The 21,208-nt window shown below is 45.8% G+C and carries 18 protein-coding genes; 2 read left to right on the plus strand and 16 right to left on the minus strand.

Annotated elements, in window-relative coordinates:
* Positions 1–2: 2 nt before the first annotated feature.
* From F3I09_RS08965 to F3I09_RS09035, 15 genes are all read right to left on the minus strand, one after another.
* Positions 3–1,136 (minus strand): acyltransferase, encoded by a 1,134-nt coding sequence (locus F3I09_RS08965; protein ID WP_149694695.1) that lies wholly within the window; start codon positions 1,134–1,136, stop codon positions 3–5.
* A 48-nt stretch (positions 1,137–1,184) separates the two neighbouring features.
* Entirely contained in the window at positions 1,185–2,594 is a 1,410-nt protein-coding gene (locus F3I09_RS08970; protein ID WP_223233186.1) for a hypothetical protein, read from the minus strand.
* Positions 2,575–3,768 carry an acyltransferase gene (locus F3I09_RS08975; protein ID WP_188133741.1) on the minus strand — a complete coding sequence of 398 codons (1,194 nt, stop codon included), beginning with the start codon at positions 3,766–3,768 and terminating at the stop codon, positions 2,575–2,577. Before F3I09_RS08975 ends, F3I09_RS08970 begins: the two co-directional genes overlap by 20 nt.
* A 14-nt stretch (positions 3,769–3,782) precedes the next feature.
* Positions 3,783–5,012 (minus strand): glycosyltransferase family 4 protein, encoded by a 1,230-nt coding sequence (locus F3I09_RS08980; RefSeq protein WP_149694697.1) that lies wholly within the window; start codon positions 5,010–5,012, stop codon positions 3,783–3,785.
* Between the two features lies 1 nt (position 5,013).
* Complete coding sequence (locus tag F3I09_RS08985; RefSeq protein ID WP_149694698.1) at positions 5,014–6,135, minus strand: glycosyltransferase family 4 protein; 1,122 nt, start codon at positions 6,133–6,135, stop codon at positions 5,014–5,016.
* Entirely contained in the window at positions 6,092–7,102 is a 1,011-nt protein-coding gene (locus F3I09_RS08990; protein WP_149694699.1) for a polysaccharide pyruvyl transferase family protein, read from the minus strand. Before F3I09_RS08990 ends, F3I09_RS08985 begins: the two co-directional genes overlap by 44 nt.
* Before the next feature lie 12 nt (positions 7,103–7,114).
* Entirely contained in the window at positions 7,115–8,431 is a 1,317-nt protein-coding gene (locus F3I09_RS08995; RefSeq protein ID WP_149694700.1) for a lipopolysaccharide biosynthesis protein, read from the minus strand.
* Between the two features lie 25 nt (positions 8,432–8,456).
* Complete coding sequence (gene gmd, locus F3I09_RS09000; protein ID WP_149694701.1) at positions 8,457–9,554, minus strand: GDP-mannose 4,6-dehydratase; 1,098 nt, start codon at positions 9,552–9,554, stop codon at positions 8,457–8,459.
* 39 nt (positions 9,555–9,593) lie between these two features.
* Positions 9,594–10,940, minus strand: a complete 1,347-nt coding sequence (locus F3I09_RS09005) for a UDP-glucose/GDP-mannose dehydrogenase family protein (protein ID WP_149694702.1) — start codon at positions 10,938–10,940, stop codon at positions 9,594–9,596.
* A gap of 35 nt (positions 10,941–10,975) precedes the next feature.
* Positions 10,976–11,917, minus strand: coding sequence for a GDP-L-fucose synthase (locus tag F3I09_RS09010; RefSeq protein WP_149694703.1), 942 nt, complete (start codon positions 11,915–11,917; stop codon positions 10,976–10,978).
* Positions 11,918–11,932: 15 nt separating this feature from the next.
* Positions 11,933–12,952 carry a mannose-1-phosphate guanylyltransferase gene (locus tag F3I09_RS09015; RefSeq protein WP_188133742.1) on the minus strand — a complete coding sequence of 340 codons (1,020 nt, stop codon included), beginning with the start codon at positions 12,950–12,952 and terminating at the stop codon, positions 11,933–11,935.
* A gap of 19 nt (positions 12,953–12,971) precedes the next feature.
* Positions 12,972–13,529: a UpxY family transcription antiterminator gene (locus F3I09_RS09020; RefSeq protein ID WP_149694705.1), complete on the minus strand. Its 558-nt coding sequence runs from the start codon at positions 13,527–13,529 to the stop codon at positions 12,972–12,974.
* A 184-nt stretch (positions 13,530–13,713) separates the two neighbouring features.
* Positions 13,714–16,101 (minus strand): polysaccharide biosynthesis tyrosine autokinase, encoded by a 2,388-nt coding sequence (locus F3I09_RS09025; protein ID WP_149694706.1) that lies wholly within the window; start codon positions 16,099–16,101, stop codon positions 13,714–13,716.
* A gap of 47 nt (positions 16,102–16,148) precedes the next feature.
* Positions 16,149–16,940 carry a polysaccharide biosynthesis/export family protein gene (locus tag F3I09_RS09030; protein ID WP_149694707.1) on the minus strand — a complete coding sequence of 264 codons (792 nt, stop codon included), beginning with the start codon at positions 16,938–16,940 and terminating at the stop codon, positions 16,149–16,151.
* 144 nt (positions 16,941–17,084) lie between these two features.
* Positions 17,085–17,789: a response regulator transcription factor gene (locus F3I09_RS09035; RefSeq protein WP_149694708.1), complete on the minus strand. Its 705-nt coding sequence runs from the start codon at positions 17,787–17,789 to the stop codon at positions 17,085–17,087.
* Positions 17,790–18,205: 416 nt separating this feature from the next.
* Here F3I09_RS09035 and F3I09_RS09040 point away from each other — a divergent pair, with 416 nt between their 5' ends.
* Positions 18,206–18,934, plus strand: coding sequence for a sensor histidine kinase KdpD (locus F3I09_RS09040; RefSeq protein ID WP_149694709.1), 729 nt, complete (start codon positions 18,206–18,208; stop codon positions 18,932–18,934).
* Positions 18,935–18,943: 9 nt separating this feature from the next.
* On the plus strand, positions 18,944–19,324 hold the full coding sequence (locus tag F3I09_RS09045) for a response regulator (RefSeq protein ID WP_149694710.1): 381 nt from the start codon (positions 18,944–18,946) through the stop codon (positions 19,322–19,324).
* Between the two features lie 236 nt (positions 19,325–19,560).
* On the opposite strand, the gene F3I09_RS09050 is transcribed toward F3I09_RS09045, so the two are convergent.
* Entirely contained in the window at positions 19,561–20,985 is a 1,425-nt protein-coding gene (locus F3I09_RS09050) for a gliding motility-associated C-terminal domain-containing protein (RefSeq protein ID WP_188133743.1), read from the minus strand.
* Positions 20,986–21,208: the final 223 nt, after the last annotated feature.

A 21,208-nucleotide genomic window follows, 5' to 3' on the forward strand; every position in this document is an offset into this window, starting at 1 on the left:
TCTTAGCTGGCCATATTAAACCTTCTGAAGAAAAATGATGTATAATTCAACCGCAGCATATTGAGCTTCCATTTGATCGTCTTCTCTTCTATGGTAGTACACAGGATGATAAACAGCAGGATCACTGCTACCTGCGCGATTATGTTTACATGAAAATACCGCAGCATCAGCATTAGTGGGTAGTGTAACGCATAGGTAGCATAACTGCCCTTGCCTACATAGTTGAATATTTTATTCAGCACCCATACAGGCCATTTAAAAATAGTCTGTGCTGTTTCAAATCTACTGAAGAAGGTGATCATGTAAAACACTGCGCCCATCAGCAGTCCCTTGCAAATGAAGGCCAGCGTATTGGATGAGAGAAAATGCCTGCCTGCTACGAGGTACAGTACGCCAAACACAAAGACGCCTGTAAACAATAAGTGATAAGTCTCTCCCTTCAGGTAAGTTCTGGATGCCAGGTAACCTGATAACCAGATAATGAATGAAGTGAAGAAAGCAAAATATGGTATAAAGAAGATTTTGTTAACAGCAAATGCGGCAATAGACAACACCAGCAGTACAGCATATTTCACCAGTATATTGATCCTGCTTAAATATTTCCTGTTGACGAGGTATACCAACGGGAAAAAGCAGTAAAAGAAAAACTCAAAAGATAATGACCACAGCGGTCCGTTAAATCCATAGGGGATGAACCAGGAACCTTCGATAATATCCGCCGTCTGCAGAAAAAGCACGTTCCCCAGCATATTCCAGGCACTGTAATTCGGCAGGTGTGCCTGATGCATTACCAAACCCGAGATCAGTGTGAAAAGCAGGGCTATGATATACACCGGTAATATTCTTTTGAACCGGCGATAGATGTATTCATCGATCGTTTCAGGGCTGTCTGGTGCTTTATTTTTGAGACTTAATCCTATAGAGAAACCGGACAAAACAAAAAAGAACAGCACCGCTTCTTTGTTATACTCAGAGATCCAGAACAGAATATCATACCAGGATTGTCCCTTATAGACCTGGAAATAGTCCTTATTGATAAACAAAAAATGATGCAGGCAAACGATTATGGCGGCAAGCCCTCTCAGGCTGTCCAGCACGACGATCCTGCTACTCCCGGGGTTGGCGTGGTGTTTCATATGGGAATCCGGTTTGGTTATGGTTGTAAATGTATTGTGTGGAATATGCTAAACTGCCATTTCCCCCACTTCTTCTTCTTCTGTTTCCGGTTTTTCTACTTCTTCATCATCACGCAATGATGCCATCAAAAGACCTCCCACCAGGGTTGCAAATCCCAGTGACGTAGGTTGTCCCCATCCGCCCTGTGCCACCAGCAGAAATCCGTTGCTCACTAACATCCACGGCAACAGGTCACCTGTGCGTAATTTTCTGAATGACTCAAAGCCCAGGCTGATAGCCAGCCCTACGCGTATGAATACCAGTCCTAATCCTAAAATAGGTCCCAGTTCACCTACCGCCCTTCCCCACTCGCCTTCCGCTATCAGGAAGGTAAATCCTCCTGTCAGCAACATGGCGCCTACGTTCGTTCCCATTCCAATACCATATCCCCACAGGGGCATGTCCGAGGTTGCAGAGAAGGCGCCCAGCATCCCTCCCAGGTAACGGTCAAGGAATACGCCTTCCATACCACCTTCACTTTCATTGGCGTTTTCGAAACGCGCCGTAAATGCTTCAATGGCTCCCCCCACAATGCTTGTCTGGCTAAGAACGGCTATTAACACCAGCAGGCCGAACACTGCTCCAAACATTCTGCCGGCATATTTAGGATTGCTGGAGCCTGCATACAGGCAGAACATCAGCGTGATAATAATCTGGAAAAGCAATGCACGGCTGATAGATAGCGGTATCGACATCAGCACGGCGCCGGTGGCCCCAATCAGTATCCAGCGATTGACCTTTTCGTTACTCAGCCAGAAATAGAAGACAAAAGGCGCCACAAAACTGAAGAACAAGGTAGTTCCATTGGTAAATGAAAATGTTGCCGGCGGACGGAAAAACCCTAAGGCACCGCTAAACCCGGCGCCTGCTTCAGTATCACCCACACCTTTGTTCACCCAGGCCGTTTGAGGACTATAAAACTGTATTGCAATCAACGCCGCCATCGGTATGGCGATCATCAGGGTGATCTTTCCTAATTGTACAACATCCTTACGGGTAAAGATGCTCCTTATTACAAACATCATCGGGAAGTGTATCAGGAGGATGCGCGCTCCGTAGGCTGCCACGAAAGGATTCCCGTGCCCTACCGTGAGTGCGGCAATGAGCCCCAGTACTCCGATGATTGTCATGAGCGTAAGTGAATATGCAGGGAGGAGTATCTTCCGCTGTAAACAAACAATGATCAGCCACAAAGCCACAGGGTCGCGTACTACCAGCAAGGGCGTAGCCAGACCTGGCAATATCCAGCGGCGCAAAGCACCTTCGAACAGTAACAGTAAAAAGTATGCCCATACCCCTTGCTTCAGCCGCAGCATCAACTTCTGCGAGTTGAGTGCCGTGAGCTGCTGATAACGCAGGCTGGCTATTTCAGCTAAACGATCAGCTGCAAGCTGACTTTTATTGGGATACTGATTCATAATTTCCGGAAACATTTATAACAGGTGTTGCGGGCGTTGCTGCTGCCTTTGGCGGCATATTCAGGAAACGGCGTTCCACCAGTAAATAAAACACATATGCCAACAATACAGACACCGGTACGGCTACTAAAAGCATGAATAGTAAACGTGTGTTATCTGTCATCTGAATATTCAATGTATACAGGTTGATCGCAGCCAGTATAGGGCTGTGGATCAGGTAAATACTATAGGAAAATGCGCCGAGCCCCACAGCCACCTTTCCATTCAGGAAACGTAACAATAAAGGACGGCCCTGCATAGCATGTTCCTTCAATGTATAATATGCTATCACGGCACTCACTGCCAGTCCTACCATCACTTCCGTGAAGGCAAGCGACAATTTCAATGGTTTGCTTACTGCCAGTGTAGCCACTACCAGCACTACGAGTCCGCTCACTATCCAGCCATTGGCAACAAGGCGTTTCACCTTTTCTGTAGTACCCTTTGTATCAAAAGCAACAATAGCCGCCGCCATTCCTATACCAAACAGCCCCAGGTACCAGGGATGTAACCACCAGAAGCTGACACGGTGAGGCAATACCAGTTCAGGTAAGACACCCACAATCACAGCTGCCGCAGTTGCTGCTCCCAGGCCATAACGGCGCCATAACAGCAATAATATCGGGAAGGTGAAATAGATCTGCCATTCCGTAGCCACACTCCACAGCGGGCCATTTATTTTAAAGATCCAGTGCGTATGGATATTATGCACCAGCAAAAGATGTGTTACGATACTTTCCAGGTTCACCGGTAGTTTGGAGTCCCAGGCAGTATCATGCGGGGTTTGCAGTAAGGGCAATGCCCATATCAGCAGTAATGAAAGCAATAACGCGAAATAGTAAGGCGGCAATATCCTGTGCGCGCGCCTTCTGATATAAGTTTTGAAGCCTCCGCGCAGGTCCCTGTTCTCTGATAATGCTACAGGAATAGTCAGGCAAAAACCTGATAACACGATGAACACAGCAACGGAATAATGACCGAATTCCAACAGACCGGTAAGCGGCTTAAGCGCACCGGTGAACTGTGTTTTCTCAATACCGTTTCCGGTAAAGAACACCGCGTGATAAAACGCCACGTAAAGAGCGCAGAGCCCTCTTATGCCATCGAGAAATTCAAGTCTTGGCCTTTTATTCATAGTTAGTGGGTCATTTATGCATGTATGATTGCTGTCGCCAGTTCCTGTCCATAAACCTGCCATGGTCTGCTACGGGCTTTCTCCATTGCGGCCAGCCCTGCTACCGGTATATTGTCCGGCTGGTCCAGCAGATCTGCTATGGCATTGTATAAAGCATCAGTAGATCCGGCTTCTGCCAGCCAACCGTTCTTTCCATGCGTGATCAGGTCCGGTCCCGCTGTACGGTCTGTCGTGATCACCGGTGTGCCCTGCGACATCGCTTCTGTGATCACCAGTCCGAAACCTTCAAACAACGATGGGAACAACAGTACATCGTGTGCTCTCATTGTTTTGAGGATCTCCGCATGCGGCATACTGGGTATCCAGGTATGTTTAGCAAGGGCTGCATCCAGCGCCGGACAATCCTCTGTTACTTTCTTTCCGACAACTGTCAGCGTTACCGCATCTCCCAGCCGCTCTACTGCTGCAAAAAGATCTGCGATGCCTTTACGTTGCGACAGCCCTCCTACGAATAATAATTTCAACGGACGTCCTGCTATCTTTTCATAGTTCCTGCTGCTGGTCACAGCGGGGAAACCATAAGGTATTACATCTACCGGCGCAAGCTTGCCAGGATAATCATTCAATGTCTTTGCAGTAAAACTGCTGGCTACAAAGATCCTGTTAGCCAGTTTCAGCTCTTCATCCTTCCTGTCCAGCTTTGCCTGTGAAGCGCTAAAGCCTATCAGCGTATTCTTCCATTCCGGCCAGCGTTCCCTTTCAATGCCCAGCAGATGCCTGGAAGTACGCCAGTAGCCAATAGGCAGGTCGTACAGGCATTTCAGCCCCAGTCGGGTTGCTTCGCGGAAAGTGAACATTGCGCCATCTTCATAGGCGTATACGGCATTCACCTTACGGGCCACTTTATTCAGATGGTTCGTAAGCCTTCTGTCCATGTTATGATACACCGCATCTACCGAGAACATGCCTTTCTCATGCCTCACCAGGCTTTTCAGCCCTGCCTTTGCCGCTACCAGGCGGCCCAGTTCAAACCAGGGCCAGGTTTTGGTAAAAGGCTGCAGGCGTGCTTCAAAACCACGACGCCTGATCTCCGATAACGGTCCTATTCCGCCAAGGCGGTCCAGGGTACTCCCGGGAAACGAAGCAATCGCTGTATGAAACTCAGACAGGATATCTGCATCTGCCAGCCCCGCCACCGCAGCTCTGACATTCGCATTGCCTGTAGGATGAGATATGATGACCATCTTAGTTTTGCTTATGTAATCCAAGTATATCGCCCCATGCTGAACGTAGTGCTGCTGCAGAGAACCTGTGCGCATACAGTTCTTTCTGGGCCGTTTTTGTTACCAGACCGCTCCTGATATCTTTTGCAAACGCCATCACAGCCGCTTTTGCCTCCTCATAGGAAGAACCGGCCGGTATTACGCGTGTTGCCTGCGGATCGCAGGCGATGTCCGGAATGCCTCCCTTGTCGGTTGCCAGCCAGGGAAGTCCTGCACTCATTGCCTCCAGCAGGCTCACAGGCAGTCCTTCAGGGTGAGTAGACAACAGGAGATATGCATCCAGTTGCGCAATAGCCCTCTTTAATCCTGCTTCACCTGCAAAAGGACCATGAAAGCGTATGTTGGGATAACGGTCAAAATATCCTGCAGGATATTGTTTTCCTTCTCCCCAGAGGTGAAACTCTATGTCTTTCAGGTCAGCGTCTTCACTCATCCGGCAAATCAGATCGATCCCTTTCTCAGGAATCAGGCGGCCATAATAACCAAATCGCAATTTACCTGCCGGGCCTTCAGTAAAAGGCACTTCCACATTCCTGGAAAATACTGGTATAACGTCTATCTGGCGGTTCAGTACCTCCTTCATATCGCCGGCATTCCTGAAGGAACAGGCAATGATGGTATTGGCCTCCTGCAACGTCTTCCTGTATTTTGCTCCCCAGGTAGACTGGTCTTTGGCGTCGCCGGAAGTATGGTGATGATGTACCCACTTATTGTAGGCAGGTAGCATACGGGAAAATAACCAGATGCTTTCCCCCTGCCCATTAGTATATACTGCATCGTACTTCCTGGTGCTACGCAGTTTAATGCCCAGCTGCAACATCCACAACAGACGCTTATAGGAACGTCCATGTTTTCCGAAGTATACCCAGCGGCATGTATGTTTGTAAAATTCTTCTGTTTCCCGCGTCATAGCAGCATTCAGCACCACCAGGTCTATGTCATAACCTGCTGCTGCCATCTGCCTGCAAAACTCCTGCAGATGACTTTCTATGCCCCCTGTTTCCATTAACTGGGTGGTATAGACCAGTATCCGTTTTTTATCAGAAGCCTGCGCCATATACTCTTTCAATCTTATCCTTTGCAAATCCCACACGGTAAGACAATACTACGCTCATGCGATACAGTTTTGCCATCAACGCAGCTTTCATCCTGATCAGGCGGTATTTCATCTTACCTGATGCCTGCACAGCATTAGCGCCTTCTTTTATTGAATCGGCCACCAGTTCCAACAGGAATTGTCTTCTCTTTTCTAACGCCTCTTTATTGACAGGCGAAGTGTTCAGGTCTTTCCTTTCCAGGATCTCTTTGTAAGAGATAATATCAATGAACTCCGCTACTGTTGCCAGGCGGGGATCAGATGGATTTGGATGGATCAGCTTTACGTTCGCACCCATGCCAAGACCTGGCAATGCACAGTGGATCTTAGTGGTCAGCACCATGGAAGCCTTGCAATACAGCGACAGCAAATGGTCCATATGCTTTTCAGACACTTTTGCGTAAGACTCGATATCACCGGATGTATCTGGTGGATCGTGGGAGATCCTTACCGGCTTTTTACCCAGTAATTCTTCCAGCTTATTGAATACCGCATCAGGTACCGGATGGTCTACGTTGTCCACCAGCAGCACATCTCCATCAGGATTGTGTGTAACCGGGCCACGCGCCTTCGCTGTAATGGTCAGGCAGCTGGAATAATAAGCAGGAATACCCCAGCCCAGTAACAGACGTAATGTTTTGGTATCACGGCAACCGATAGGTGCATGTTTCCTGAAATGTTCCCTTACACCGGCATCTGCCAGCAGGGCAGAATTAGCGATGTGTACAGCAGCATATACAGGCGTGATATTATCTGGTGCGGGAAACTTCTTAAAGGAATGCATGTACCAGCCATTGGCTATCAGCATTCCTTTTTCGTTACTTGCCAGGTCAGCCAGCGCTTCCCTGTCAGCTACCTTCGCGCCTTCAGGCAGCAGGTCTTTTGCGACCATTCCCTGAAGTACATCTCCGATATTGTTCCGAAGTAATCCTTCTACCTGATAGTAATAATTCATATAATGTCCTTATTAAATTTCTGTAGGTAATGTTGAGTTGTTAGTCCTGCGGATCTTGATCAGCGTATAAGTAACGTTCATCGTTACCTGGATCAGTTGTATCATGATGTTCAGTCCCAGTACCCCTCTCAGGGAAGAGACGTCAATGAATGCAACCCCCAGCGCTATCGAAGCAATGCTAACAGGAATTGAAATGAATGGATTGATAGCCCAGCTTCTGCTGGTAAAAAGAGAAAAAGTGGAAGCAGAGATAATCCCAAGGCAACTGATAATGATCTTCAGCACCACCTCTTTTGTCAGCCCCGCATAATTGGGCCCAAGGATCATCAGGATCTGTGTGGAGAATAACCAGACCGTCAGGACAATGAAGGCACTCATGACCAGCAGCCCTGCCTGGATCTGTAAGAAACGCCGTAATAACAGACCTGAGTTATTCGGCAACCGGGAAAACCTCGGTAAGATAAGGGTACCAAATAATATCGTAATAAAGCTAAGCGCCATAGATAACCTGTCCAGCGCGCCCAGTTGAGCCACTCCCCTTGTCGTTCCGAAGATGGAGATCAGCCAGATGGTGATCTGCCCCGAAAGACATGTATAAATACCCATCGGCAGTAACCGTCTTACCATCTTCAGGATCTCATTGCGGACCTCCGGATCCGGCTTCTGATGCCAGTCTGCATAACTGGCAGAGATCTTCCGGAGATTGAAGTTACCCCATATCTGCGGAAGACCGGCAGCCAGGATAGCTACAAACGCCCATGGGAAAATAAAAATGGTCAATGCAAGTAATAACAGCCTGCCAACATTCAGGATGACCGCATTCTTTTGCAGCGGGCCAATATCCTGTCTCAGTTTAGGCGCTACCTGCAGCAAAGTGCCCGACAACGCCATAAAGAAAGATGGAATGAGCGAGAGGATGATCAGCACCGACATCAGCCAGCTGGCATTGTGGTGCCGCATCAGGTACAGCAGTACCGGTACGGATACCAGTAAGCTGCCGACAGCGAATTTCCGTCTCAGGTCCATTCCTGTGGCCATGACAGTACCTAATTTGACACGGTCCAGCCAGACCTTTCCTCCCTGCGACATTACCCCGGTAGAGATGCCCCCGTCGGCCAGTACCGTCATCGTACCCAGCATGGTATTACCAAGAGTATACAACGCGTACTCTTCGGGTTCCAGCATACGTATCACAAGGATACCGCTCACAAGACTGATACCCTGTACAAAAACCTGGGCGAAACCGGTCATGGTAACCAGTTTGACCCATTCTAACGTTTTGGTGTACTTCGGATTGTTAGATAACTGATTAAAAACTTTTACTCGCATAACGCATTTTCGGCAAAGCAAGCCCTTATCCTGCCAGTTGTTCCCACTGTGTTTTACTGTCCTTTCTGAATAACTCTACATCGCAGGTTACCATCTCACTTACCAGCTCCTGCAGATCATACTTCGGTTCCCAGCCTAATTTTGTCTTTGATTTCGTAGGATCGCCTATCAGCAGTTCTACCTCGGTAGGACGGAAGTAAGCAGGATCTACGGCCAATACCTGTTTGCCTATTGGCAGAATATATTCTTTGCTGCGGCAGGCGCTTACATAAGCCACTTCGCTCACACCTGTGCCTTCAAATTTCAGTTCAATGCCCAGTTCATTAAATGCCATACGCACAAATTCACGTACTGGTGTAGTGACGCCCGTAGCGATCACATAGTCTTCCGGTGTATCCTGTTGCAGGATCCTCCACATCGCCTCAACATAATCTTTTGCATGTCCCCAGTCGCGGCGGGCATCCAGGTTACCCAGGAACAGTTTGTCCTGTAAACCCAATGCGATAGCAGCAACAGCACGGGTGATCTTACGGGTTACGAAAGTCTCACCACGCAGCGGGCTTTCATGGTTGAACAGGATACCGTTGCAGGCAAACATGCCATATGCCTCCCTGTAATTCACCGTGATCCAGTATGCATATAATTTCGCTACAGCATAAGGACTACGCGGATAGAAAGGAGTGGTTTCTTTCTGTGGTACTTCCTGCACCAGGCCATACAGTTCTGAAGTACTTGCCTGGTATACCCTTGTCTTTTTCTCCAGCTTTAAAATACGTAATGCTTCCAGTATACGCAGGGTGCCTATACCATCCGCATTAGCGGTATATTCCGGTGTATCAAAACTCACTTTTACATGGCTCATCGCTGCGAGATTATAGATCTCGTCAGGCTGTGTTTCCTGTATGATGCGGATCAGGTTAGTACTGTCGGTCATATCGCCGTAATGCAGTTTGAAACGTACATTTTCGCTATGAGGATCCTGATAGAGGTGATCGATCCTGTCAGTATTCAACAGTGAGGCACGACGTTTTACACCATGCACCATATACCCCTTTTCGAGCAGCAATTCTGACAGGTATGCACCGTCCTGTCCATTTACACCGGTGATTAAAGCAACTTTCATACAAAAAAAAAATTTAATTAAGATAAGTGGGGAATATGATTAACTTCCGGAGAGCACGCTTACTGCAGGCTGAGATATGCCAATGCTGTAGCAGGTGAAACCGTTCTTCTCAAGATATGTGTTATCATATATATTCCTGCCGTCAAATACAACAGGAGCTTTCAATAATTGTTTTACACGTGTCCAGTCAGGCAGACGGAATTCATTCCATTCTGTTACCAGCAGTACCGCGTCTGCACCTTCGGCAGCAGCGTACATGTCATTACACCATTTAACGGTATCACCCAGTGTTTTCTTCGCTTCATGCATCGCTACAGGATCGAACACCTGTACACTAGCGCCGGCTTCCAGCAGGGCTTCTATCGCTACCAGGCTGGATGCTTCACGCATATCGTCTGTGGCAGGCTTGAAGGACAGGCCCCATACTGCGAAGGTCTTGCCTTTCAGCATACCGTCGAAGTGCCTGTTGATCTTAGCGAACAATACTTTCTTCTGATCATTGTTCACGGCTTCCACAGCCTCCAGGATACGTAATCCGTGGCCATACTCCTTACCTGTCTGCACCAGTGCTTTTACATCTTTCGGGAAGCAGGAACCGCCATAACCAATACCAGGGTAGATAAAGGAATTACCGATCCTGGCGTCGCTACCGATGCCTTTACGCACTTTATTCACGTCAGCGCCTACCAGTTCACACAGGTTGGCAATATCATTGATGAAGGAAATTTTTGTTGCCAGCATTGCGTTTGCCGCATACTTGGTCATTTCTGCAGAAGCGATGTCCATGAAGATGATAGGACGGCCGTTCAGCAGGAAAGGATGATACAGACGCTCCAGCATTTCTTTCGCCCTGTCTGTATTCACACCTACCACGATACGGTCAGGTTTCAGGAAGTCCTGTACAGCAGCGCCCTCTTTCAGGAACTCAGGGTTAGATGCCACATCATAATCAATCAGTGCATTTCTGTTCAGCATTGCCTGTTTGATCTCCCTGTTCACCTTTACAGCAGTGCCCACCGGTACGGTACTCTTTGTTACCACTACCAGGTAATCGGTCATATATGTACCGATCTCTTTCGCTACCTGCAATACATATTGCAGATCGGCGCTGCCATCTTCACCCGGAGGCGTACCTACCGCAATGAAGGCGATATCTGCACCTGGAATTACTTCAGCAAGTTTGGTGCTGAAAGAGAGACGGCCATTGTTATAGTTACGGGTAACGATCTCTTCGAGACCCGGTTCATAAATAGGTAAAATGCCTTTCTGAAGATTATTAATCTTTTCCGCATTAACATCCACACAAACCACCTGAGTACCTACTTCAGCAAGACAGGCGCCGGTAACCAGCCCTACATATCCAGTTCCAATTACAATTGCTTTCATGTATATAAGATTGAGACGCTGTTTTAAAATGTTGTTTATAATGCAACCATGTGCTGCTTATGAAGGAAATCGGCATAAGCCTGTACCAGTCCTTCTTTCAGCTCCACGCTATGCTTCCATCCAAGTTTATGCAGCTTTGACACATCCATCAGTTTCCGGGGCGTGCCATCGGGTTTGGAAGTATCAAAAACGATATCGCCTTCATAACATACTACTTCTTTCACAGTCTCTGCCAGTTCACGTATGCTCAGGTCTTCCCCTGTACCAATGTTCACCAGTTCCTTTTCATCATAATGCAGCATCAGGAATACACAGGCAGCTGCCAGGTCGTCTGCAAAAAGGAATTCACGTTTTGGCGTACCACTCCCCCATACAGTCACACTGGGCGCTTTGGCTTCCTTCGCTTCATGGAAGCGGCGGATCAATGCCGGCAGTACATGTGAATTTTCAGGGTGGTAATTATCGCCGATACCATAAAGGTTAGTCGGCATCACACTGATATAGTTACAACCATACTGGTCGCGGTATGCTTCACATAATTTGATACCCGCTATCTTGGCAATAGCATAAGGTTCGTTGGTTGGCTCCAGAGGGCCTGTCAGCAGACTGCTTTCCTGCAATGGCTGGGGGGCCATTTTAGGATAAATACAAGAACTGCCAAGAAACATTAGCTTTTTAACGCCATGTTTCCAGGCAGCATGGATGATGTTGGTTTCCATCATGAGGTTATCGTACAGAAATTCTGCACGATAAGTATTATTAGCATGGATGCCGCCTACTTTGGCAGCAGCCAGGAACACATAATCCGGTTTCTCTTTGCTGAAAAATTCATTCACATCAGCCTGCGAACGCAGGTCCAGTTCTGCCGATCCTCTCGTTACCAGGTTCTCATATCCCAGTGTCTTCAGTCTTCTGCTGATGGCGCCGCCCACCATACCACGGTGACCGGCTATATAGATCTTATCGTTAAGTTGCATACGGTTGAATATTGTTTATAGCAGTTCAGGCCTGTTCTCCTTTACCCACTGATGCAGTTGTTTTACTTCCTGTCCCTTTCCTTTCTGTAAGATCAGCAGCACTTCCGGTGTATTTACTACCACCACATTTTCAACGCCCACCAATGCTACCAGTTTATCTTTTCCTATTACCATGCTATTCACAGGATCACTCTCTATAAATACTGCCTGGTGATTACTATAGCGGTAATGACTTGCGAGGGCTTCCGCCAGTGCTTCATAACCACCTACATCGCTCCATTGCATAGCGCTGGGCACTACCTTTACAATATTGCTTTTCTCCAGCACGGCATAGTCTATACTGTCTGATGGGATGGCTTCCATTGCCGCCAGCGGAATAGATCCGGTCTCTTTCCAGATAAGCGCTGCTTCTGATGCTGCTGCATAGATCTCCGGTGCATATTCCAGCAATTGCTGTAATAATACACCAGCCTTACCGCAGAAGATACCACTGTTCCACAGGTAGTCGCCGCTTTTCAGCATGGCTTCAGCAGTAACTGCATTTGGTTTTTCTGTGAAACGCACTACATCATAGCCCGAATACTGGATATAACCATATCCCGTTTCAGGATATGCCGGTTGCAGTCCGATCGTTACCAGATGTCCTTCTGCAGCCAGTTCCGCAGCTTTCTTTACCGTTTCTTCGTAGAGGTCAGGCGTACCTATGAGATGGTCTGCCGGTGTAATAAGCAGAATAGTTTCAGGTGTTGCGGAGAATGCCGCCAATGCAATAGCAGCAGCGGTATTACGACCCACCGGCTCCTCCATCATCTGTACATGCTGAGCACCTGCTTCTCCCAGTTGTTTGGACACCATTTCAGACTGCTGTTCATTCACGACAGCCATTACACTTTCACAGAAAATGCTGTTACGCACCCATGTGAGCTGTAATAAGCTCTGTCCGTCAAATAACGGCAGCAGTTGCTTTGGCGTCTGTTTATTGGATAGCGGCCAGAGACGGGTTCCTGACCCTCCACATAATAATACGTGTAGCATAGTGTTCAGCGTTAATATTTTAAATAGGATTTCCAACGCCGAATTTCCTGGCGCCGGCATATTCTTTACTGTCATTACTGAGCACCATCAGGTCACTTGTTTTCACGGTAGCGATCAGCGAGAATCCCATGCTGTACAATACAGCTTTAACAGTATTCTTGCCTGTTTCCACTACCCTTCCATGCTGATGCATCAAAGGACCTGCGGTGATGCGGATCAGATCATCCTCGTGGATCGGGAAACGTTCAACTTCCACGTCCTGATATTCACGCAGGAAACGTTTGATCAGATCAATCTCATGATCAGGAATACTGGCAGGTTTACCCAGCCAGTAAACGAAGTTTACGATACCACTCGTTTCGCGCACGAGTGTCTTTTTGTCTTCGGGGATACGCACAAACACATACGATTTAAAAAGGGGCTCTTCTACGATCTTCTTTCTGTCGCTCCACTGATGCGTTACCCTGTTCAGTGGACAGTACGTTTCGACCTGTTTACGAACAAGTGCATCCGCCACTTTTTTCTCCCATCTTGGTTTAGTGTAGACTGCATACCATGTGTGTGTCTTCTGTTCCATTTCAGAGGATTTAAAAGTTAATAAAGCATGACTGTTTATCAGATAAGGTGGAAAGTACAAAGGCGGGAAGCGAGGAGGAAGAAAATTGGCATAGCTTCGCCTCCTCAGTCACATGAGTAGTTTTCAATAGTAATAGTTTTCAATGAGTTCCGTCAGTTTGGTGGACCGGCGGAATACATTCTGTTTATTTGAAAATTTTTGTAAAACGTCCCTTTTTAACAGCGCCATTTTTCTGGTCGTCTGTGTACCCATACCCGTATCCCTGCCCGCTGCCATAGCCATAGCCTCCGCCATAACCATATGCGTAACCAGGCACTCCACGCATTTTCAGGCCATTGAATACAATATTCAACTTGCCGAGATCCCCTTGTTCATACAGATCTTCTATCATTTTCAGATTGAACTTCGGTGTCCTTTCATGACGTACCACATACAGCGTAGCGTCAGCGTATGGCGCCAGCAAACGTGCGTCAGTAACAGGTCCTACCGGAGCTGTGTCAATAATGATATAGTCAAAAGAAGCCCTTAAAGTGGCCAGCAGATGTTCAAGTCTGCCATTCAAAATCAACTCGGTTGGATTTGGTGGTATCACACCTGCAGACAGCAGGTACATGTATTCGTTATTCTCTATTGGCTGCTTTAAAATATCGTTAAGTGAAGAATGGCCGGCCAGGTAATTACTGATACCCGGGTGATGTGGCACATTCAGGATCTTACTTACTTTCGGTTTACGGAGGTCAAACTCAAGCAACACTACTTTCTTCTTGGTCAGTGAAAGGCTCAGTCCCAGGTTTACTGCAACAAAGCTCTTTCCTTCACCTGAAATGGAAGAGGTGACCAGGATGGTTTTATTATCTCCATTGATCCCGATATAAGACAAGGTAGTACGGAGTGCCCTGAACTGTTCTGCAACAGGGGTACGTCTTCCTTCAGTGATGGCAATACCACCACTCTTGTCGAACATGATCTCGGCAATGATCGGTGCAGAAGTACCTTTTTCGATATCTGCGCGGAACATTACTTTATGGTTCATCATATCTTTCACTGCTATGAAGCCTGCTACAGCGGCCAGACCGGCTATGATAGCCAGTGCCATCACCATAGATTTTTTCGGGCTGAAAGGGAAGGTATCTGCTTCAGCCAGATCAACGATACGGCTGTCGGAGATAGCAGCAGCATATTGTAATGCTGTCTCTTCACGTTTTTCAAGCAGGAAAGTGTAAATATTGTTTTTGATAACCTGTTGCCTGCTTACTTCCAGCAATGTTCTTTCTTTATTAGGCACACCTTTCAGCATTGCCAGAAAGCGGGTATTCTGAGCAGCCAGCTTCGTTCTTCCTGCTTCCAGGTTGGCGCGTAAGCTGCGGATATTGTCCATGATAGCGGGTCTCAGCCGCTCTTCCTGGGCACTCAGGCTTTCCAGCGCCGGACTGTTCTCACCGGTAGTCTTACGCAGTTTTTCCTGCTGTAATTCAATATCCTGCAACCTGCCCAGCAATGTCAGTAATGTCTGGTCTGCAATACCGATCGTAGCAGGTACCACATTATCTTCGGATTGTTTATTTCTTACATACTGTTCAACAGATTCCAGTGTCGACAATTGCATATCGGCTTCACTCAGTTTGGCGTCATTATCCTTTACGGATGCCAGGAACAGTTTACTCTGCTCGCCGATATCAACAATTCCTTCATCTGTTTTATAACGTTCGATCTGACCTTCCACCTGGTTCAGTTCTGCAGTAATGATACGTAACCTCTCTTCCACAAATGACATTGTCTTTGACGCCGTCTTGTTCTTGTCCTCAATAGATTCTGCATCATATGTCCTCATCAGTTCATTCAGCATATCCATGCCTTTCTGCGGAACAGCGTCAACATATTCCAGTCTCAGTACGTTTGACTGTTTATTGGCAGCTGCAATCTTGACATTACCAAGGAATACTCCTGCCAATGCTTTTTCACCTGCAATGCGTATATAGAGTTGTTTATCACGCAGGCTCGCCGGGTTAAAACCGGGAGTGGCTTTTATTAATATACGTCCCCAGCGGGTAGTAGTAACCGTATCATTCAGGGGATATGTTTTGTCACCCATGGTAAGCTTACGGCCATTATAATCATACTTCAGGTCCAGTATAACACCCTCCATAGGATTGATCTGATCAGGGTCGAGAAAGGTGATCTGTACAGGGGCTCTTTTATACATAGACACATCCCTGATAGTACCTCTTTCGAAGATCTCTCCATACAGGTTAAGGTTCCTTACAACAGCCTTAGCAATTGTACGGGACTTCAGTATTTCAATTTCGTTTTCTATTTTCTTTCCTGATCCCAGGGGGTCCATCATTTCTATGATAGAGCTTTCCACAGCCCTGGCATCTTCCTTTATCAATAATGAAGAAGATATCTTATAGAGCGGAGTAGCATATTTCAGATAAACATATGCTATGGAGAAAGAAATTATAGACGCAATCACAAATAAAGGCCAGTAAGGCTGATATTTATGCCTGATCATTTCCAGGAGGCCCGTGTGGTCCTCTCGTTTTGTGCGCGTATTTATTACTTTCTGTTGCATAGCTCTCAACACAAGTTTGTAGGATGAATTATTGGAATAACATCAGCTTAGTTCAATATCAACCGGTCCAGAATAATTACAAACAGTGAAATACTGCTCAGAATAATTGAAATCGTCTGGCGGTTGCCACTTGCATTAGCTACTCTTGCTTTAGTTGGTTCAACATACACTACATCATTAGACTGCAGGTAATAATAAGGAGATGAAAAAATATCATCATTGTTCAGATTGAGGCGTTTGACTGTTCTTTGACCGTCTACCTCTCTGATTAACAGTACATTGTCTTTTTTACCGTAGATAGTAATATCGCCAGCCACGCCCAATGCTTCCATTATCGACATTCTTTCGTTATTGATGGCGAAAACGCCAGGGCGGCTTACTTCGCCAAGAACTGTTACCCGGTAATTGAGGAATCTGACACTTACCACCGGATCTCTCATGAGTTTCCTGTTGTTCAACTCATCTCGCAGATATGTAGTAAGTTGCTCTTTTGTAAGTCCGGCAGCTTTTACTTGACCAAGCACCGGATACTCAATAAATCCCTGTTCATTAACCAGATAGCCTGTTGCCTGAGGACCACCTCCCACAGCTCCGGTGGATGCCATACTTGGGGTGTTAAATACAACAACATCCTCGGGGTTCATGCTACTCACAACAATTTGTAACACGTCATTTTTTTGAATTACCGGCTCAAAATTTCCTTTCACGGGGGCAATAACAGTATCAGGAAGATTTTTAAAATACACTGATTTCTGTGTACTGACACAAGATGTAAAGAAACAGCAGATAAGGACCGGAATAACAAAGATACGACGCAAATAATCCTTCTTTAGAATCATCTTACCGTTTTAAATATTTAAAGGTTTTTCTTCCGCGCTTTCCGTACTACAATATTAGCTTATAGAGGTCGTCACCACTACTACTCAATACAGTAAAAAACGCCCATATAACACGAACGTGCCTACTGATTATAGTATACTCTGTCACAAAAATAGCGTCATATCTTTAAACGAAAGCATTTGAAAAAAAATCCAAGAATTCGTAATTAAAAAGAAAGAATACAAACTATTTGACCAGATCTTCGAAATTAATTCTGATTTTGTGGCAACATTAAGTTTCTGGTAAATTTTCTTCAGATGTTGGTTCACAGTGAAAACAGTCACAAAAAGCTTCTCTGCCATCTCCTTATATGAGTAGCCTTCCTTTAACAGGGCGAGCAACTCATACTCTCTTTTAGTAAGCTTGTGTTTTATATCCTCAAGGGGGTCCTTGGCAATATAATTAATGAGTAAATGGGCTGCTTTGGGAGAAAGAGTTCCTCCTTCGCTAACAGCGTCCATAATTGAATGGTAGATCTCCATCAAACGGCTGGTCTTAATAATATAACCATTCGCTCCCTGGCGGATCGATTCAATTACAAAGTGCTTACCATCGTGCCCCGACAATACAATAAGTTTGGCCTCAGGGTAAACCCTTTTTAATTCCTGCATACCCTGTATGCCTGATTCCCCCGGTAATGAAATGTCCAGTAATATTACGTTTACCTCTGTCTCTTTGAATGGGAGGGCTCTGAACTCCTCCATTGACTTACAAGCAAATACGACCTTACACTCTTGAAAATCCTCTAAAAACTCCTTGTAATTGTTCAACTGGAAATAATTGTCTTCTATAATTCCAATATTGATCATAGGGGTAAAAAGTTAGCAAGGTTCATAATCGGTTCAATAAAAAAATATGGCATATTAAAGTTACTTAACGATGCAAAAATAGTTCCAAAAACGAGAATTTATAAGGCAAATTCATAACTCCTTGAATATGAAAACAATAAAGATAAAGCCATGTTCACTCTCAGTCCCCTCTATTTTATAACACTATTTTATATATGATCTTTCGGTTAACTTTTTCTGAAAATTCACAACCATTTCAATGCTAAGGTAAAAATACATTTTAAAATTAAATACTCACTAGATAATTACTCCTTTATTAAGTATTTTGCCTTTCAATTGGCAGTGAATCGTGTAATCAACACATGTGGTGTTTCTCTACATGTTGTCCTTCAATTAATTGGAGATAAATAAGCCGCCAATCATTAAAAGTTAGAACAATGGACTCCACGCATACTTCAGAGAGCAGCTCATTACTGAATAATGCCAGTAATGTAATAGCTATTACTGCCCATGAATTTAAGACACCGCTGACCACCATTACATCTATCGTTGATTTACTTTCCACCAAGCTCCGGATAGATCGTTATATGAATCCATTTTACGAACAACAGCTGTCCAGGATCACTTCAGAGATCTTTTCCCTGAATAGTATGCTTGACGAAATGCTGACTATCAACAACATACTATCCGGCAGCTTTGAGGCAAAGAAAGAACTACTCTACGTAGAAGAACAGTTATTGCCTTTAAAGGAGCAATTCCGTTCATTCACAGATGACAATAGAACATTGCAGATCAATGTGTCCGGTACGCCCTGCAAAATACTGGCCAATTCTGGTCAACTGACCAGAATTTTTTCAAATCTTGTCAGCAATGCCTTCAAATTTTCCCGTCAAAACGCACCGGTCGTTCACCTGTCCTACGAGGACAAAGCGCTCGTTATCACTGTTACCGACGATGGCATAGGTATACCTGCAGAAGATCTGCCTCATTTGTTCCAGCCCTATTACAGGGGAAGTAATACAAAAGATATTGCCGGTACCGGATTAGGTCTTACTATTGTAAAAACATTTGTTACAGCCAACGACGGAGATATTGCCGTGAGCAGCGAGCCCAATAAAGGCACGGTTTTTACACTGGTTTTCAGGTACCCTGATACCTGCCAGTAAAATATAGACATGAACGCCAGAATTCTTTTGATTGAAGACAAAGCCGGTCTTCTGGATACACTTAAAAGTCTGCTAGAACTGCACGACTATGCCGTTATTACCGCCAGGAATGGGGAGGAAGGTATCGCAATGGCCATCCGGCACCTGCCAGATCTCGTGATCAGTGATATTTATATGCCTGTTATTAACGGTTACGAATTGCTGGATCATTTCCATGAACACACCTTACTCTGCAAAATACCCGTACTCATTACCAGCGCAAAAAAAGAAGATGATGAAATAGAAACTGCCATGCAAAAAGGTGCAGCAGGATACCTCATCAAACCTTTTGTATTTGCACATCTGCATGAACAAATAAAAAAGGCATTGAAAAGGAATCAGCAGTCATGAGTTAATAATTCATGAGTTAAACTTCTCCGCATTAAAATCCTGAACACACCTTACATCTGCACCAGGCTAATGAAGGAGTCTCGTGTTTGTAGACCCGGATGATAACCCGGGATGATGAAATCATGATAACGTGACAATCGTGACAATCGTGATAACCATGACAAACGACAAACGATAGTCGTGATAACCATGATAACATAATAATCCCGACAATATTAATAATTACGACAATGGTTTTATTTCACGAGCATCACCGTTCCCCTGTACTCCTTCAGTTCATTCCGGCTGGTATTAAATGAACACACATAAACAAATGCCTGTGAACTCTGCGGCATGCCGCTATAATAACCATCCCATCCCCGCTTAGGATCATTTGTCTGAAACACAAGGCTTCCCCAGCGATTAAATATCTTCAGCTGATAATTCGTCACCGCATCATACACTTTCGGACGGAAAAGATCATTATTCCCATCCCCATTTGGACTAAATGCAGATGGCATCACAACGAGGCAATTCTGCCAGGGGGAGGTAACAGATGCTGTTCCTGTTTCACCACATCCTTTGGCGTCTTCTATTTCGTAACGGTAACTACCCGTTTTCAAATTGGAGTGCAAACTATCCGGCTGCCACATATCTCCGTCTACACGATACTTATAAGGCCGTGTTCCTCCTTCCACTACCCACCTGATACTGCCGTCACTCACTTCGCTACAGCTGCAGGGCGATATATCCACCTGTTTGATGACCAGCGGATCCGGCTCTTTTATAAGGACGTCGAGTGTATCTGAACATACCTGTTTATCTTTTACAATGAATACGTAGTTACCAGGTACCAGGTTATCAAACTTGTTTCCCTCTCTTTCAATACCATTTACAGACAGGTCATACGGTGGTACGCCGCCTGTGATGTTTAATGATATCGCGTTTTTATTATCACCTGCACAATTAGATAATGTAAGGTCTGTACTGGTAACCAGGTCGGACTCCCCCACTGTCACAGCACCCTTTGCGGTAACGCCATCTGCGGAAGTCACCTGTACTTCGTAAAGCCCTCCCGGCAGATTAGATACCTGCGGCGTTCGATAATTACCCGGCGTCCATAGATATGTATAAGGCGCCGCGCCTCCTGTCACATTTACGCTTACACTACCAGTGGAAGTATTGTTACAGGAAGCAGTAGCTGTCAGTTCTGTTCTCAGGATCTGCCGGATAGTTGACAGATTATCCATGAACACCACCACTCCATAACTGTTTAAAGCGCATTTTTCCTCCGGATAAGCATAAAAGGAGATGAATTTATGTGATGCACGGGGCTTGATTTCTGCTGTCCATCTATGCCACATCGTGTCCGTAAAACTACCAGACACCCATAACAACTCCGATGTATCACCGGGTGTATCGCCACCGAAAATTGCGAGGTTGCCATAGCAATGCTCATGGCCATAGATCTTACTGAAGGCCAGATCAAAGGACAGGTTATAGATCCGCTCCTTTTTTAGTGGAGAGGACAGCTCCTGCTCTATTCCTTCCCTGTAGACAGGGCCAGCCTGAAGACCAATAAAGGTCTTACCCGCTTTGGCAACTTTGTGGACCCCATAGACACCTGGTAATATGTCAGGCGTATTGTCAGCCACGCGCCACCCCGGTGGTGCAACTTTCACTCCGGGTTTACCCTCAAGTGAAGAATTCTGTAAAGTAAGATTCTGCGCAAATGCTACATTGAATATAAAAGAGCATGTCAACAGGATCATTAGTAATACACATATCCTTACAGCAGAATATGTGAGATAACAACATGGCATTTCCCTTAGCCGTGTGTGGGCGGCCTCGATAGTTAGCAACATAGGACTTAATAGTTAGGTCGTTCGGTCAATAAATCGTCTT

This window comes from Chitinophaga sp. CF418 (assembly GCF_900142925.1).
GTDB lineage: Bacteria > Bacteroidota > Bacteroidia > Chitinophagales > Chitinophagaceae > Chitinophaga.

Excerpts from the sequence above, each read along its gene's own strand:
- F3I09_RS08965 (WP_149694695.1), bottom strand. The coding sequence starts at position 1,136 with ATGAAACACCACGCCAACCCCGGGAGTAGCAGGATCGTCGTGCTGGAC.
- F3I09_RS09005 (WP_149694702.1), bottom strand. The coding sequence starts at position 10,940 with ATGAAAGCAATTGTAATTGGAACTGGATATGTAGGGCTGGTTACCGGC.
- F3I09_RS08995 (WP_149694700.1), bottom strand. The coding sequence starts at position 8,431 with ATGCGAGTAAAAGTTTTTAATCAGTTATCTAACAATCCGAAGTACACC.
- F3I09_RS08970 (WP_223233186.1), bottom strand. The coding sequence starts at position 2,594 with ATGAATCAGTATCCCAATAAAAGTCAGCTTGCAGCTGATCGTTTAGCT.
- F3I09_RS09010 (WP_149694703.1), bottom strand. The coding sequence starts at position 11,917 with ATGCAACTTAACGATAAGATCTATATAGCCGGTCACCGTGGTATGGTG.
- F3I09_RS09030 (WP_149694707.1), bottom strand. The coding sequence starts at position 16,940 with ATGATTCTAAAGAAGGATTATTTGCGTCGTATCTTTGTTATTCCGGTC.
- F3I09_RS08975 (WP_188133741.1), bottom strand. The coding sequence starts at position 3,768 with ATGAATAAAAGGCCAAGACTTGAATTTCTCGATGGCATAAGAGGGCTC.
- gmd (WP_149694701.1), bottom strand. The coding sequence starts at position 9,554 with ATGAAAGTTGCTTTAATCACCGGTGTAAATGGACAGGACGGTGCATAC.
- F3I09_RS09015 (WP_188133742.1), bottom strand. The coding sequence starts at position 12,952 with ATGCTACACGTATTATTATGTGGAGGGTCAGGAACCCGTCTCTGGCCG.
- F3I09_RS09025 (WP_149694706.1), bottom strand. The coding sequence starts at position 16,101 with ATGCAACAGAAAGTAATAAATACGCGCACAAAACGAGAGGACCACACG.
- F3I09_RS09020 (WP_149694705.1), bottom strand. The coding sequence starts at position 13,529 with ATGGAACAGAAGACACACACATGGTATGCAGTCTACACTAAACCAAGA.
- F3I09_RS09035 (WP_149694708.1), bottom strand. The coding sequence starts at position 17,789 with ATGATCAATATTGGAATTATAGAAGACAATTATTTCCAGTTGAACAAT.
- F3I09_RS08990 (WP_149694699.1), bottom strand. The coding sequence starts at position 7,102 with ATGAATTATTACTATCAGGTAGAAGGATTACTTCGGAACAATATCGGA.
- F3I09_RS08980 (WP_149694697.1), bottom strand. The coding sequence starts at position 5,012 with ATGGTCATCATATCTCATCCTACAGGCAATGCGAATGTCAGAGCTGCG.
- F3I09_RS09040 (WP_149694709.1), top strand. The coding sequence starts at position 18,206 with ATGGACTCCACGCATACTTCAGAGAGCAGCTCATTACTGAATAATGCC.
- F3I09_RS09045 (WP_149694710.1), top strand. The coding sequence starts at position 18,944 with ATGAACGCCAGAATTCTTTTGATTGAAGACAAAGCCGGTCTTCTGGAT.